We start from the raw sequence: 13,954 nt of genomic DNA on the forward strand, positions 1-13,954 counted from the left end.
TGACCGTAGTTCGATAGACAATTTAGCCGGTTTGCCTTAGAAAATGAAGAGGATTAGCCATTTGGCCGGATAAGATATGGAACTCGATCGAACAGACCGGAAAATCCTCTCGATCCTGCAGGAGGATGGGCGCATCGCCAATGTCGAGCTCGCCGAGCGCATCGGGCTGTCGCCGACCTCGATCGGCGAGCGGTTGAAGCGCCTGCAGCGCGAGGGCTTTGTCGAAGGCTATGGCGCGCGGCTCAACCCGCACCGGCTCGGCCTTGGGCTCCTGGTGTTCGTCGAGGTGCTGCTCGACAAGACCACGCCCGACAATTTCGAGCGGTTCGCCCGAGCCGTGAGGCTCGCCCCTGAAGTGCTGGAGTGTCACATGGTTGCCGGCGGCTTCGACTATCTTGTGAAGGCGCGGCTTGCAGACATGACCGCCTATCGACGCTTTCTCGGCGAGACCCTGCTGTCGATGCCGGGCGTGCGCGAGACGCGAACTTATGCGGTGATGGAGGAGATCAAGCGCGACGCACCGCTGCCGGTGGGTTAGCGAAGTGCAGTCGCGATTGTCATTGCTGTGGTTCGATGAGCGGTCTTCGCAAGGAAAAAATAGCTATCCTTGTGCAATCGCAACGCCTGTCGTCGAATGCACCGGCCGTCTTCTTAAATTTTCTTGGCCCGCTCCCGGACAAATCCGGGAGGCAGCAAAGGCTGGCGCGGGCTTATACTTTGAGGTTTTCCGCGGAGGTCTTGCCCCGGTTTGCGATCTCTTCGTATTCCACCGTCTGTCCCTCGTTGAGGGTCGACAGACCGGCCTTCTGCACTGCCGAGATATGCACGAACACATCCTTGCCACCCGACGCAGGCTGGATAAATCCATAACCCTTCGTCGGGTTGAACCACTTGACCGTACCTTTAGCCATCACGACTTCTCCGCGGGTCTTCCTCCGAGATCTCGAACCGCCAGTCCCCGCCAACCGGCCGGTTCGGTCCTAACAGGATACGCGGAATGTGGCAGGCTTGGTAGCTCAAACCACATCGCCATTTCGCCGAATTCCGCTCAACTTCGCGGCGTTTTTGCCGGTTCTGCCCGTTTCGCGGTCAAATGGCAGGAGCGCGTGATGCCATCCCTCAGTAGGTCGCGGTCAGATAATCGACGATCTTGCCGACATCGGCATCGTCGATCGGTGCGCCATAGACCTTGATCATCTTGGTCACCTCGGCTTGCCAGAACGCCCTCTTGTCCTTCATCGGCGGCTGCGTGGCGACGTAGTCGGACGAATGGCAGGCGCTGCAATTGCCCTGCACGACCTCGAGATTGGGACCGGGCTTGAAGGCGGCGACCTCGTCGGGGGTCTTGTAATTGACGGGCGCTGCAAGTGACGAGCCCATCAATGCGGTGACGGCGAGCGTGATGGCGAGGAGAACGATGCGCTGCATGATCAGTCTCCTTCAGGCCACGCTGACGCGAATGGTTTCGACGACGTTGCGCAAGTAACCCGCCGGGTTCCAGCGCGGCATGTCCGGCTGGGTCTCGCCGCCATTGCCGGTGGCGCGGACCTTGAGCTCGTGGCTGCCGGCCGCGAGCTTCACCGGCAGCTTCCATTCGCGGAAGGCGTACTTGCCGAGGTCCTTGCCGAGCTTGGCGCCGACCCAGGTCTTGCCGCCGTCGGTGGAGACCTCGACCTGCTTGATGCCCTTGCCGCCATCGAACGCGATGCCGCGCAGGGTCACGGCTCCCGCCTTCAGCTTGGCGCCATCGGGGACGCTGGTGATGAAGGAGCGGATGGTGAAGCGGTTGATCGGGATCGTCGCCTTTGGCGCGGTGCCCGGCTCGACCGCATTGTTCGGCGTGTCGGGGATGCGGTAGGCCGACTTCATCCAGAAGCCGTCATAAACGTCGTCGATGACGGTGATCTCGTTGAGGTGCTTGACCCAGTAGGTGCCGAAATAGCCGGGCACGATCAGGCGCAGCGGAAAGCCGTTGAGGAACGGCAGGTCCTCGCCGTTCATGCCATAGGCCAGCATCACCTCGCCGTCGGTGGCGTGATCGATGTCGAGTGCCTTGATGAAATCCGGCGTCTTGTCGTTGACCGGTCCGTCCATGCCGTTGAAGGTGACCTGCCTGGCGCCGCTGTGCACGCCGGCCATCTCCAGCACGTTCTTCAGCGGCACGCCGCGCCAGCGCGCGCAACCCATCGCGCCGTTGGCGAGCTGACCGCCGGCGACGCGCGGCTCGAAGAAGCCGCGGCTGTTGCCGGAGCACTGGTTGACGGCGACGATCTCCGTCGCCTTCATCTTGCGGATGTCCTTCAGCGACAATTTCAGCGGCTTGTCGACGTTGCCCTTGACCTCCAGCGTGAACTTGTCGGGGTTGAGATCGTAGGGTAGGTCGGAGAGGTGGTAGCGCACGAAGAACGCGTTGTTCGGCGTGATCGGGCCGTCGTTGAACACCGCAAACGGGGTCTCGAGCTGCGGCGGCCGGCTGGTCAGGCCGATCATCGGCCGCTTCTGCGGATATTTCACCAGCGGCCGTTCGCCATTGGCGAAGGGCAGGGTCACCGTGTCGAGGGCCAGCGCCTTGGTGGAATTCAGTGTGGCCGCCATGGCGGCAAGGCCTGCTCCCTTGAGCAGGTCGCGTCGATCGAACATTCTTTCTCCTCCCGGAGCTTCTCGTTGGATCGGCGGTCATCAGCACGATCCTGCGCTCATCTGTCGCAACCATTTGCGTGAAGTCAATTCGCGCTTTCGCAGCAAGCCCATGCCGCTGCGTTGCAGCAGGCCGGTGTTGTGCTCGTAACGAGATTGACGAGCAGTAGGCCGCGACGACGGTGCGCTCCCTCGCCCCGTTCTTACGGGGAGAGGTAAAGAATCACGCCGCCACGCGCTTGCTGCGATCGACCAGCGCCGCCAGCTCCCTCGCATTCGCCACCACGCGCACTGCGAGCGGCTGGTCGCGGCCGCGGATGGCGACCTCCTGCTGCGGCAGCGCATCGTCGGCAATATCAGCGGTACGGCGGACTTCGTCCGAGACGACGGCCTCGCAGGCCAGCGTCTTGGTCATGTCCTGCAGGCGGACGGCGACGTTGACGGCATCGCCGAGCGCGGTGAAGACGATGTGATCGCGATAGCCGATGTCGCCGATGATGACCTCGCCGCCGTGGATGCCGATGCCGAAGCGGATCGGCTGGCGCAGATCGTGGCTCAGGAGATCGTTGAGCTCATCGATATGCGCAGCGATTCCCGCGGCGGCCTTCATCGCCTGCCGGCAGGCGGTTTGCGGGTCGGCCGCGAGGCCAAACAGCGCCAGCATGCCGTCGCCGACGAACTGGTTCGGCTGGCCGCCGTTCTCGATCACCGCTTGCGACACCGCGCCGAGGAAGCGGTTGACGATGAAGACCGTGTCGAAAGGCAGGCGCTTCTCGGCCAGCTGCGTCGAGCCGCGCATGTCCACGAACAGGCTGACGAGATAGCGCTCCTGGCCGATACTGGCCGATGTCGAGGCTCCGTCCGTTGCATGCGTGTGAGCTGCGAAGAGCTGGAAGAACGAGAGATCGGAGGTCGGACGCAGCTGACAGGCCAATCTGATCGAGGGATCGGCGGTGCCGACGCGGGTGAGCACGAAAGCCTCGCGCTGCGACGGAGTGGGCAGGGCATCATGATCGCCGATGATACGGATGCGGCAGGTCGAGCAGCGGGCGCGGCCGCCGCAGACGCTGGCGTGCGGCACGTTGTGGCGCAGGCTCGCCTCCAGCACCGACAGGCCCTTGGGGACCCGCACCGTCTTGCCGTTGCCGTAGGACAGCGCGATCATGCCGCCGCGCCGTTCGCGCAGGGCGCGCACGCCGCGCGCCGCCAGCACCAGTCCCAACAGACCGAAATAGCCCATGGTGAGACCGCCCGCGATGCGCTCGAGCGTGTTGCCTTCCGCAACCGTGCCGACCTTGCTGCGGGTGAGATGCTGCTTACGCCATTCGCCGTCGTCACTGTCGGCGGCGACGCTGCGGCCGCCCTGGTAGATGCCGAGCAGCGATAGCGTCGGGATCAGCACGGCGGCCGCGAGCAGATAGGGCGCCGCGCGTGTGAAGAACGGCTTCAGCCGAAGCCAGAAATAGACGCCGATGCAGCCGTGCACCCAGGCGATGAGAAGCAGGATCGTCATCTGCCAGAGCAGGCCCGGCGCCGCGACGAAGAACAAATAGAGCTCCTGCGGATACAGCTTCTCGTGTCCGTACAGCGTCTGCGCGAGCCGCACGCCGATGACATGGCCCATGACGAGGACGGGGATGCTCAAGCCGAGCACGAGCTGGAGCGGCTCGATCGTTCGCCAGCGGAACTGGCGGCGCTGATACAGCGCGTAGACGCCGAGGCCCATATGGGTGAGGGCGGCCGTGTAGAACACGATCGCGACCGGGAGGAACTGCCAGAACAGCGTGTGGTAGTAGACCCCGGTCTCCATGGCATCGACCGAGATGTTGCCGAGCGCGTGGTTGAGGAAATGACTGACCACAAAGGCGAACAGGATGATGCCGCAAACGAGTCGCACCTGCCGCACCCCGGCGGCGCGGACGACTGACATCTGTGTGGGAGCGGTGGCCATGATTCGGTTGTGTCAGGTCCTGGAGGAGACCAGCCAGCGTAACCTTTAATTTCCGATATGGACAGCCAGCAGGATCACAGGGACGACGGCCCCACATTGACTCCCCCTTCCAAGTCGGGGAAAAGCGCCGCCGTGACGATCGCTCCCGACATCTCTGCGAAGCCAGCCGGCGCCGAACGGCGTCTGATCCTCATGGCCGCAGCGATCATCGCCGCGATGACGCTGCTCCGCATCGTCTATGCCTCGGCCATCGAGCTGCGTACCGATGAAGCCTATTACTGGACCTGGTCGAAGGAGGCTGCGCTCAGCTTCCTCGATCATCCGCCCGGCATCGCCTGGCTGATCCGCTTCGGAACCGCGATCTTCGGCGACACCAATCTCGGCGTCCGCTTCGGCGGCATCGTCGCGATGCTGGTGACGCAGTTGCTGCTCGCCGACATCGTCCGCCGCCTCACCCATGATGCGCGCGCGATCGTGTTCGCGGTGCTGATGCCGGAGGCCGCGCTTTATTACGGCCTGTTGATGGCAAAGGTCGCGCCCGACGTCGCGATGATCCCGTTCGCGGTCGCGATGATGTGGTCGCTGGTGCGGCTGGCGCAAAGCGGCGACGGCCGCTGGTGGCTGGCGGCCGGTCTGTTCGCGGGCCTGGCGATGCTGTCGAAATTTACTGTGATCATGTTCGCGCCGGCCGTTGCCGCCTTTCTGCTGGTGCCGGATTGGCGCTGGCGCTGGCTGCGCAGTCCGTACCCCTATCTCGCCGTCCTGGTCGCGATAGCGGTGTTCTCGCCGGTGCTGATCTGGAACGTGCAGCACGACTGGGCCTCGTTCCGTTTCCAGGGCGTGCGCGCCACCGCCAATTACGGCGTCTCGCTGCGTACGATCGGCGATTACATCGGCCTGCAATTCGGCCTGGTCGGCTTCGTCTTGCTGCCGGTGGTGCTGACGGGCCTGGTGCTGACGGCGTGGCGCGGCTATCGCACGCGCGAGCCGGTCGCGATCCTTTTGTCGACGGCGGTGCTGGTGCCGTTCGCCTACTTCCTCTTCAAGTCGCTGACGCTGCGCGTCGGCGACACCTGGCCGATGTTCATGTGGCCAGTCGGTTTTGCCGCCACCGCGGTCAATCTCGTCACGATGAGGAAAGAGGGATGGTCCGCCCGGATGCTGAGGTCCTCGCTGTTCTGGGCCAGGACAGCGATCGTCTCAGGCATCGCCTTCGTCATCATCGTGTTCCTCTACTACGTTGCCGCGCCCTGGAATCTGCTCGGCAAGATCGACCCGATCGGCGCCGAGGCCGGCTACGACCAGATCGCCGCGCAGGCCCAAGCCGCCCTCGACGCAACAGGCGCGACCTGGATCGCAACCACGGACTACCGCACCTACGCCATGATGCGCTGGCTGTTCCGGGGCCGCGTGCCCGTGATCGAGCTCAACGAGCGCGGCCGCTTCCAGGACTTCCGCGATCCCGGCATGGACAGGATCAAGGGCCATGCCGGCATCTATGTCGGGCGCGAGCCGGACAACCGCGCATCACTGTGGGAGCACATTCCGGCGCAGCGCGAGCAACTCGCCACGGTCGAACGCCGCTGGCGCGGCGTCGTGACGGACACCTATATGATCGAAAAGCTCACCGGCTGGACCCCGCAGCTCTCGCCGCCAAAGGACTCGCCGCTGTTCCAGTGGAAGGTGCTGGCGGACGCCGGCGGGCGCTCGCGTTCTCTCTCCAAGCCTCTCCAGGAGCCTGGAGCGGGAGGGTAAGCGCGAGACTACTGCACGAGGTCGGCGACGGTGGTTGCGGCCTTGAGGCCGGTGCCGGTGAGAACGGCGACCGTTGTCTCGTTCGCATTGATGGCGCCGGTTGCGGCGAGCTTGTCGAGCGCCGCAGCCGCGCTGGCGCTGGTCGGCTCGGCAAACAGGCCCTGGCGCGCGAGGCGGCGCAGGGCGGCGACGATCTCGTCCTCGGTGAGCGCGATGGTGGCGCCGCCGCTCTCGCGCAGGGCGGCGATGATCTCACGCAGGCGGAGGGGAGTCTTGATCGCGGTGCCCTCGGCAACGGTCTTGCTCACCTCGCGCGCGACCGGCGTATCGACACCGGCCTTGAAGCTTGCATCGATCGGCGAGCAATTGAGCGGCTGCGCCGCGAACAGGCGCGGCAGCTTCGAGATCTGCCCGGCCTTCATCAGCTCGCGGAAGCCGAAGGCGCAACCCAGCAGACTGCTGCCGGCGCCGACGGGAATGATGACGTTGTCGGGCGCGCGGAATCCCAGATCTTCCCAGATCTCGTAGGCCAGCGACTTGGTGCCTTCGAGGAAGAACGGCTGCCAATTGTGGCTGGCGTAGAAGGTCTGGCTCGACTGCCGGATGGCCTCGGCCTCGGATTCCTCGCGCGGGCCCTCCACGAGCTGCACGGTCGCGCCGTAGGCGCGCACCTGCGCGATCTTGGCCGGCGACGTCGAGGCCGGCGCCAGAATCTTGACGCGCATGCCGCCGGCCGCACCCAGCCCCGCCATGGATGAGCCGCCGTTGCCGGAGGAATCCTCCAGAATGGCGTCGACACTGATCTGTCGCAGGAACGACAGCATCACCGCCGAGCCGCGGTCCTTGAAGCTGCCTGTCGGGTTGAACCATTCGAGCTTGAACAGCGGGCGCAGCGCGCCCCAGTCCTGCTGGACCAGCGGCGTGCAGCCCTCGCCGAGCGTGATCGGGTTCTCGATCTCGACCGGCAGCGCCGCCCGATAGCGCCACAGCGAGCGCGTCCGGCCATCGATGTCCTCGCGTGAGATACCCGCCCCCGGCGTCACCAGCAGCGGCGTGCGCTCGTCCGAGCACCAGCGCGGCTGGTCCAAGGGATAGAGCTTTCCGTTGCGGGGATCGATGTAGCTGGCGGCAGGCATAGCAGTCTCCAAGGCAGGGCAGCGCGGTGCGCCGAACTTGAAGCCCACCGCACGAAACGAAGCAACACCTTGAAAACACGAAAAATGGAACTATTTCAATTCCTTAAACTGGCCTCGCAGGCCGAGCGGCAAGCGCGATGGGCGCGCTGGCATCGGATGCGACGGCCTGACGGCCCTCTCGATGACGGGAATTTGGCCCCGAACGGCCCCTGCGCCCTGCCACGATTAACTTGTCTGTCGTCGCCGGTCGCTACAATATGTTGGATTGAGCTTGCGCCGCCGGTTCGGCGTCGCAAGTGAGCAGGCCCGTCCGAGCGGCGGGCCGTTGGCTTTTTTGGGAGCCTGGACATGAGCCGTGCCAACCGTACCGACCACATCCGCCTGACCTCCCATCCGGAGCCGGGCAGGAAGGCCGCCTTTCCCATCCATTGGGGCGCCGCTGATGCGCGCGCGCGCGGGCCGATCATCGGTACGGTGTCGCGCGCCGGGGATCGCAACGTGATCGGCAGCCATGGCGGGTCCTACGCGATGTACCGCGCGCTCGCGGTCTCCGCCGGGGCGCTGGACCCGATCAGGCGTCCTGACCTCACCAATACCTTTCCGGCCGCCACCATCGGTCCGTTCGAGCAATGGACCGATCCCACAAAAATCGTCGCGCTCGATCCCTGGGGGCATCTGGTCGCCGAGAATTTTCGCCAGGAGATCGCCGAGGGCGCGGACATCCGCCCGAGCATCGCGGTGACGCGGGCGCGGCTCGACCTGCCGGAGATTCGCGATGCGCTCGCCGCAAAGCGGCTGCGCGCCGATGGCGAGGTCGTGCACGCCAGTGGCAGCGTATCGGTGGTGAAGATCGCGATCGATCCGGTGTGGTACCTGCCGGGCCTTGCGGCGCGCTTCGGCACCGGCGAGACCGAGCTGCGGCGCACGCTGTTCGAGCAGACCGCCGGCATGTTCCCGGAGCTGGTGACGCGCCCGGACATGAAGGTGTTCCTGCCGCCGATCGGCGGCACCACGGTCTACCTGTTCGGCGACGTGACGAAACTGCCGGACCATCGCACCAGGATCACCTGCCGCGTGCATGACGAGTGCAACGGATCCGATGTGTTCGGCTCCGACATCTGCACCTGCCGGCCCTATCTGATCCACGGCATCGAGGAATCCGCGCGCGGCGCGCAGGAGGGCGGGCTCGGGCTCGTCGTCTACAACCGCAAAGAAGGCCGCGCGCTCGGCGAGGTCACCAAATTCCTGGTCTACAATGCGCGCAAGCGGCAGGAGGACGGCGATGCGGCCGCCGCTTATTTCGAGCGCACCGAATGCGTGGCTGGCGTCCAGGACGCGCGCTTCCAGCAATTGATGCCGGATACGATCCATTGGCTCGGCCTCAAGCGCATCGACCGCTTCCTGTCGATGAGCGACATGAAATACGACGCGTTGACCTCGCAAGGCATCGACATCGTCGAGCGTGTGCCGATCCCGCTGGAGCTGATTCCCGCCGACGCCCATGTCGAGATCGCCGCCAAGAAGGCCGCGGGCTACTACTCGACCGACATCGCACCGGAAAAGGACGTGAACGGCGTGGTCGGGCGTTCGCTGGAAAAATACTGATCGCGATGGCGGACGCTTTGGAATCGCAGGCACGCGCGCTGCTCACCGCAAAGGCGGTGCGCGCGCGCGCCGGGCAGATGCTCGAGCTCGGCCTTGCCGGCGGGCTCACCCATTTCACGGTCGATCTCGACCGCATCGATGGCGTTGCCGATGCCGTGCTCGCGGTGACCCGTAAAGCCTATCCGACGCTTGACATTCCCTTCCATGCGCGCTGGCGGCACTTCGTGCTCGGCGGCGTCGACCGCTGGGCCCGGCTTGCCGATGCTGCGTCCTGGCCGGATCGCGCGGCGCAAGCGCGCGCCGAGTTCGACCTCGCCATCGTCAGCGTGCTGCTCGATGCCGGCGCCGGCGCAGCTTGGCGCTATCGCGACAGCGTGACGGGAGCAGACGTAGGGCGATCGGAAGGGCTCGCGATCGCGAGCCTCGACATGTTCGCGAGCGGGCTGTTTTCGCGCGATGCGCGTGCGCCGTTCAGGGCCGATGCGGAGGTGCTTGAAAGACTGCCTCTTGGCTCACTCACCTCCGCCTTTCAGGTGACCGAGGCCAATCCGCTGCTCGGCCTGGAGGGACGCACCGACCTGCTGCGGCGTCTGGGCAGGCAGGTCTCGGAGCGTGCGGACGTGTTCGGCCTGCACGATACGCCGCGGCCGGGCGGGCTGTTCGATCATATCGCGGCGCAAGCGAGTGGCGGCGCCATTGCCGCGCCCGCGATTCTGTCGGCCGTGCTGAACCAGCTTGGATCGATCTGGCCCTCGCGACTCGAACTCGGCGGCATTCCGCTCGGCGATTGCTGGCGACATCCGGCGATCAAGGCGGACGACGGCACGGCAGGCCTCGTGCCGCTGCACAAGCTGTCGCAATGGCTGAGCTATTCGCTGATCGAGCCGCTGCAGCGCGCCGGCTTTGAGGTGACCGACATCGATGGCCTGACCGGGCTCGCCGAATACCGCAACGGCGGTCTGTTCGTCGATCATGACGTGCTGCGCCTGCGCGATGCCGCCGATGCCGCGCGTGCGCATGAAGTGGATTCGCTGCTCGTCGTGGAGTGGCGCGCGCTGACAATTGCATTGCTCGACAGGTTGGCGGAGCGCATTCGCGCCAAGCTCGGCCGCACCCCTCGGACCTTGCCGCTTGCGAGCATCCTCGAAGGCGGCACGTGGGCGGCGGGCCGCGCCATCGCATTTGCACGCCGTCCCGATGGATCGCCGCCGCTCAAGGTGATCAGCGACGGCACGGTGTTTTAAACCCTCTCCCCTTGTGGGAGAGGGTGGCTTCGCGAAGCGAAGCCGGGTGAGGGGTTGTCGCCGCGGGCACATCTCTCAGTTGGAGTTCGCGGAGAGATACCCCTCATCCGGCGCTTCGCGCCACCTTCTCCCACAAGGGGAGAAGGGAAAAGCAAGAGCATCTCATCATGGAAGGCGTCACGATCGTCGATCATCCGCTGGTGCAGCACAAGCTGACGCTGGTGCGGGACAAGTCCATCTCGACCAAGTCGTTCCGCGAGCTGATCAAGGAGATCGGCATGCTGCTGTGCTACGAGGTGACGCGCGACCTGCCGCTCACCGACACCGTGATCGAGACGCCGCTGGCGACGATGCATTCGGCCAAGATCGCCGGCAAGAAGCTGGTATTCGTGCCGATGCTGCGCGCCGGCACCACCTTCGTCGACGGCATGATGGATCTGGTGCCGACCGCGCGCGTCGCCCATATCGGGCTCTACCGCGAGCCGCACAGCTTTGCCGCGGTGGAGTACTTCTTCAAATCGCCCTCCGACCTCAGCGAGCGCCTCGCCATCGTGGTGACGCCGGTGGTCGCCACCGCCAACACCGCCGTCGCCGCCATCGACCGGCTGAAGGAGCGCGGCGCCAGGGACATCCGCCTCGCCTGCCTGATCGCCGCACCGGAAGGGCTCGAACGGCTGCGCGGATTGCACCCGGACGTGCCGATCTGGACGGCGGCGGTGGATGAAGGGCTCGACGACAACGGGTTCATCCTGCCGGGCCTCGGCGATGCCGGCGACCGCGCCTACGGAACGCGGTAAGTGCTGGGCGCGTTTTAGGAACAGCTTCCACCGCGCGAGGTTCTCCTGCTTTGCGATGGAGAGCAACGATGACCTATCAGAATGAGGACCGCAGGGCCGACAGAGCGCGCCGCAACAGCCCGGTGGGCTGGGCAGTCGGCGCGATCTTCGTGATCGCCGTGGTCGCGGCCGTCTTCTTCTACAATGGTCGCGAGTTCGGTCCCCAGACCACGACCTCGAACCCGAACACGGCGCCGAACGTCACCACCGGATCGAATCCACCGGCTGCGCCGGCGAAGTGATGCGCCAGGAGCGGGCCGTCACACCTTCCCGCTGCCGCAAATGCCCTTCAGTGCCTGCCACTCCTTGTCGGTCAGCAGCGGCGGGCCGCTGGCGGGCCGGTCCTCCTTCGTCATGCGCGCGAGGCGGTCCTCGGTCAGCGGATGGCTGGCGAGGATATTCGTCAGGCCGGAGCCGCCCTCTTTGCCGGTGATGCGGAACATCAGCTGGGCCGCGGGCTTCGGCGACCGGCCGAGCGCATGCATGATCTCGATCGCGAAAGTGTCGGCGCCGGTCTCGGCTTCGCGCGAATAGGACGCTTCGACCAGGCTGCGCGAGGCGAAGATCACGGCCGAGGAGCCGGTGATGTCGCCGAACAAGAGGCCGATCAGGAACGAGGTGCCGCCGTTGTAGATCAGGCCGCGCATGTTGTCGTAATGCTTGAGATGGCCGAGCTCGTGGGCGAGGATGCCGGCGAGCTCGTCGGGACTTTCGGCCTTGTCGAGCAGGCCCTTCAGCACGAACACCTTGCCGCCGGGCAGCGCGAAGGCATTCGGTATCGAGCTCGGCAGCACGCCGGCCGTCATTGAGTCGTCGAGGCCGGCCGCATCGCGCAGGCGGTTGACGAGCTTCGTGAACGCGGCCTTGCCCGCGGGGTCTTCGCACACGCCGCGGCCGAAGATGGTTTTCATCTGCACTTCGGCGGCGTCGCCGATGCGCCGTTCCACGGGCTTCGGCACCAGCGGCGCGAGCCGGTCGGCGGCGAGCGGCACGCCGAACAGGACGACGCAGACGATGGAGACGGCGGCGGCAACCGACCAGCCCACGATTTTCGCGACGCCGCTGCGCGTCGTCCGGTGCTCGTCGAGGCGCGTGCAGCGCGCGGCTACGTCCGCGGCGAGCACGGCATCGCGGATCTCCAGCCGCGCCAGAGGCGGTGCAGACGTCGCAGCCAGGCGCAGGATTCCGGGGGGACTGTCGGCGCGGCGAACGTCGGCATAGGCCCAGCGAACAGGCGTTGCGCCGTCCTCGGCGATCTCGAGCGCATCACTGAGCGTCAGCGTCACCTGCCGTCTGCGGCTCGACACGCCGTCGAAGAAGATGGTCGGACTCTCCGACTGCGCCGGGGTCTCGGCAAACACGTCACTCACAGCTCAGAATCCCGCGACATCGAGCCCGTCGGCAAAGCCTTCGCCGAGCGCGCCGGCAAGCTGACCGCTGCCGCGCACGTCCGCCGCGGCCCAGATGTTGTGCACCTCGACGGTCTCCAGCACCTTGGCCCAAAGATCGCGTTGAAGATAGACCCGCATGACGATGTTGATGGCAAGAGCGAGCGCGAAATAGCCGATCACCATCATCGCCACCATCGGGATGCTCTTCGTCGCATTGTCGCCGGCGAAGATCTCCTCGGCGGAAACGCCTGTGAGCGAGACGACCAGGAAGGCGCTGCCGCCCATATAGGCTGCGAACGCGACCGTGAGCAGCATCCACCAGCCGATCACTTTCCAATACAGGCCGTAGAAGGCATCATGAGGCAATTCCGAGGACAGGCTGACGCCACCGATGCGGATGCCATCGAGCCACCAGCGCCATTCGCGCGCCTTGAACTCGGCATAGAAGAACGGTGCGAGCGGGAAGATGATCAGCGCGATCGGGCTGAGCAGCCAGAGCCACCAGCCGCGCTTGAAGAAGGTCCAGCCGTCGGCGTCGAAATCGCCGCGGAGATCGCCGTAATGGGTGTGCCGCATCTTGTAGCGTTCGAGCGCCGCCGCGCGCCAGGGCAGCGCGAGACCGAGCGTCAGGAGCACCAGCAAGCCCCATAGCATGGCGCGAAACGCGTAAGCCCAGCCGGAGCCGTCCATCCAGAAGCGGACGCCGCGCCAGACCGTGCGGGTCAGGCGGTAGCGCCGCGCGCGAAAAATCGCGAACTGGCCGAAGGCGTAGAAGGCGATGAATAGCGGCGTCGAGGCAAAGGCCTGCCAGCGCTCGAACTCGATGCCAATGAGAAAATAGGCGAGATAGATCGGCACCAGGATCGCGAGCGCGAACAGGAAGCCGACCAGGAGCTCCTTGGCCCGTCCGGTGTATTCGGCCGCATCGCCATCGATCGCGGTGTGCGTCCACAGATGACGGCGGATGTCGGTGACGAGCCAGAACCGGTAGAAGCCGAAGGTCACGAGCTCGAGCATGGCACCCTTGGTGACCATTTTGCGGAACTCGGAGCGGCTGCCGGAGAAATCGACCCGCGTCGCCGGCAGCGGCGGGGGCAAGGGTTCGGACCCGATCGGGGTCCATTGCATGTCGTTCACGGCGGCAACCTCGGGATGCGGATCTGTTCCGGCCAAACTATAGATCAGAGATTAGTCGATCCCCAAGATGAGCGGGTTCGATTTAGCTCGATTCCAGCGGGTTTCTCGCACGATTCTCTGTCGTTCGGCGTGCGGGAGGTCACGTTCTCGTGGCGCCGTGACGATCGTGCAACGCGCTCGTGAAGGCTGGATGAGGCAAAACTCTCCCTTGCCCCGGCGCAGACAACCGGCTGTAATTGCAAATCAAATACCGCAGCGCAGA

General features: G+C 65.4%; 13 protein-coding genes. 6 read left to right on the plus strand and 7 right to left on the minus strand.

Going from position 1 to position 13,954, the window contains the following annotated elements; genetic code table 11:
* Nucleotides 1–76: 76 nt before the first annotated feature.
* Nucleotides 77–538 (plus strand): Lrp/AsnC ligand binding domain-containing protein, encoded by a 462-nt coding sequence (locus tag GA0061099_RS13275; protein ID WP_036009699.1) that lies wholly within the window; start codon nucleotides 77–79, stop codon nucleotides 536–538.
* 172 nt (nucleotides 539–710) lie between these two features.
* Here the strand turns inward: GA0061099_RS13275 and GA0061099_RS13280 are convergent, their stop codons facing one another.
* The 4 genes from GA0061099_RS13280 to GA0061099_RS13295 all read right to left on the minus strand — a co-directional run bounded on the left by GA0061099_RS13280 (nucleotide 711) and on the right by GA0061099_RS13295 (nucleotide 4,588).
* A complete protein-coding gene (locus GA0061099_RS13280; RefSeq protein WP_008563500.1) occupies nucleotides 711–911 on the minus strand; it encodes a cold-shock protein in 201 nt (66 codons plus the stop codon).
* A gap of 208 nt (nucleotides 912–1,119) precedes the next feature.
* Entirely contained in the window at nucleotides 1,120–1,428 is a 309-nt protein-coding gene (gene sorB / locus GA0061099_RS13285) for a SorB family sulfite dehydrogenase c-type cytochrome subunit (protein ID WP_036028658.1), read from the minus strand.
* Between the two features lie 12 nt (nucleotides 1,429–1,440).
* Nucleotides 1,441–2,640 carry a SorA family sulfite dehydrogenase catalytic subunit gene (gene sorA, locus GA0061099_RS13290; RefSeq protein WP_036028656.1) on the minus strand — a complete coding sequence of 400 codons (1,200 nt, stop codon included), beginning with the start codon at nucleotides 2,638–2,640 and terminating at the stop codon, nucleotides 1,441–1,443.
* 220 nt (nucleotides 2,641–2,860) lie between these two features.
* Nucleotides 2,861–4,588 (minus strand): adenylate/guanylate cyclase domain-containing protein, encoded by a 1,728-nt coding sequence (locus GA0061099_RS13295; protein ID WP_141697588.1) that lies wholly within the window; start codon nucleotides 4,586–4,588, stop codon nucleotides 2,861–2,863.
* A gap of 192 nt (nucleotides 4,589–4,780) precedes the next feature.
* Here GA0061099_RS13295 and GA0061099_RS13300 point away from each other — a divergent pair, with 192 nt between their 5' ends.
* Nucleotides 4,781–6,343 (plus strand): glycosyltransferase family 39 protein, encoded by a 1,563-nt coding sequence (locus GA0061099_RS13300; protein WP_036028647.1) that lies wholly within the window; start codon nucleotides 4,781–4,783, stop codon nucleotides 6,341–6,343.
* 8 nt (nucleotides 6,344–6,351) lie between these two features.
* Here the strand turns inward: GA0061099_RS13300 and GA0061099_RS13305 are convergent, their stop codons facing one another.
* Entirely contained in the window at nucleotides 6,352–7,479 is a 1,128-nt protein-coding gene (locus tag GA0061099_RS13305; protein ID WP_036028646.1) for a threonine synthase, read from the minus strand.
* Between the two features lie 348 nt (nucleotides 7,480–7,827).
* Here GA0061099_RS13305 and GA0061099_RS13310 point away from each other — a divergent pair, with 348 nt between their 5' ends.
* The 4 genes from GA0061099_RS13310 to GA0061099_RS13325 all read left to right on the plus strand — a co-directional run bounded on the left by GA0061099_RS13310 (nucleotide 7,828) and on the right by GA0061099_RS13325 (nucleotide 11,406).
* Nucleotides 7,828–9,084, plus strand: coding sequence for a GTP cyclohydrolase II (locus tag GA0061099_RS13310; protein ID WP_036028644.1), 1,257 nt, complete (start codon nucleotides 7,828–7,830; stop codon nucleotides 9,082–9,084).
* A gap of 5 nt (nucleotides 9,085–9,089) precedes the next feature.
* Nucleotides 9,090–10,328: a URC4/urg3 family protein gene (locus GA0061099_RS13315; protein ID WP_036028642.1), complete on the plus strand. Its 1,239-nt coding sequence runs from the start codon at nucleotides 9,090–9,092 to the stop codon at nucleotides 10,326–10,328.
* 167 nt (nucleotides 10,329–10,495) lie between these two features.
* Nucleotides 10,496–11,125, plus strand: a complete 630-nt coding sequence (upp, locus tag GA0061099_RS13320; RefSeq protein WP_036009715.1) for a uracil phosphoribosyltransferase — start codon at nucleotides 10,496–10,498, stop codon at nucleotides 11,123–11,125.
* 68 nt (nucleotides 11,126–11,193) lie between these two features.
* Nucleotides 11,194–11,406: a hypothetical protein gene (locus GA0061099_RS13325; RefSeq protein WP_036028638.1), complete on the plus strand. Its 213-nt coding sequence runs from the start codon at nucleotides 11,194–11,196 to the stop codon at nucleotides 11,404–11,406.
* 18 nt (nucleotides 11,407–11,424) lie between these two features.
* Here the strand turns inward: GA0061099_RS13325 and GA0061099_RS13330 are convergent, their stop codons facing one another.
* A complete protein-coding gene (locus GA0061099_RS13330) occupies nucleotides 11,425–12,534 on the minus strand; it encodes a M48 family metallopeptidase (RefSeq protein WP_036028635.1) in 1,110 nt (369 codons plus the stop codon).
* 3 nt (nucleotides 12,535–12,537) lie between these two features.
* Complete coding sequence (locus GA0061099_RS13335; protein ID WP_193374982.1) at nucleotides 12,538–13,683, minus strand: DUF898 family protein; 1,146 nt, start codon at nucleotides 13,681–13,683, stop codon at nucleotides 12,538–12,540.
* Nucleotides 13,684–13,954: the final 271 nt, after the last annotated feature.

Source organism: Bradyrhizobium yuanmingense (assembly GCF_900094575.1).
Taxonomy (GTDB): Bacteria; Pseudomonadota; Alphaproteobacteria; order Rhizobiales; family Xanthobacteraceae; genus Bradyrhizobium; species Bradyrhizobium yuanmingense.

Bases quoted from the DNA above. Each gene is read 5' to 3' on its own strand.
- GA0061099_RS13310 (WP_036028644.1), top strand. From the start codon at position 7,828: ATGAGCCGTGCCAACCGTACCGACCACATCCGCCTGACCTCCCATCCG.
- GA0061099_RS13280 (WP_008563500.1), bottom strand. From the start codon at position 911: ATGGCTAAAGGTACGGTCAAGTGGTTCAACCCGACGAAGGGTTATGGA.
- GA0061099_RS13305 (WP_036028646.1), bottom strand. From the start codon at position 7,479: ATGCCTGCCGCCAGCTACATCGATCCCCGCAACGGAAAGCTCTATCCC.
- sorA (WP_036028656.1), bottom strand. From the start codon at position 2,640: ATGTTCGATCGACGCGACCTGCTCAAGGGAGCAGGCCTTGCCGCCATG.
- GA0061099_RS13300 (WP_036028647.1), top strand. From the start codon at position 4,781: ATGGCCGCAGCGATCATCGCCGCGATGACGCTGCTCCGCATCGTCTAT.
- sorB (WP_036028658.1), bottom strand. From the start codon at position 1,428: ATGCAGCGCATCGTTCTCCTCGCCATCACGCTCGCCGTCACCGCATTG.
- GA0061099_RS13275 (WP_036009699.1), top strand. From the start codon at position 77: ATGGAACTCGATCGAACAGACCGGAAAATCCTCTCGATCCTGCAGGAG.
- upp (WP_036009715.1), top strand. From the start codon at position 10,496: ATGGAAGGCGTCACGATCGTCGATCATCCGCTGGTGCAGCACAAGCTG.
- GA0061099_RS13325 (WP_036028638.1), top strand. From the start codon at position 11,194: ATGACCTATCAGAATGAGGACCGCAGGGCCGACAGAGCGCGCCGCAAC.
- GA0061099_RS13335 (WP_193374982.1), bottom strand. From the start codon at position 13,683: ATGCAATGGACCCCGATCGGGTCCGAACCCTTGCCCCCGCCGCTGCCG.
- GA0061099_RS13295 (WP_141697588.1), bottom strand. From the start codon at position 4,588: ATGGCCACCGCTCCCACACAGATGTCAGTCGTCCGCGCCGCCGGGGTG.
- GA0061099_RS13315 (WP_036028642.1), top strand. From the start codon at position 9,090: ATGGCGGACGCTTTGGAATCGCAGGCACGCGCGCTGCTCACCGCAAAG.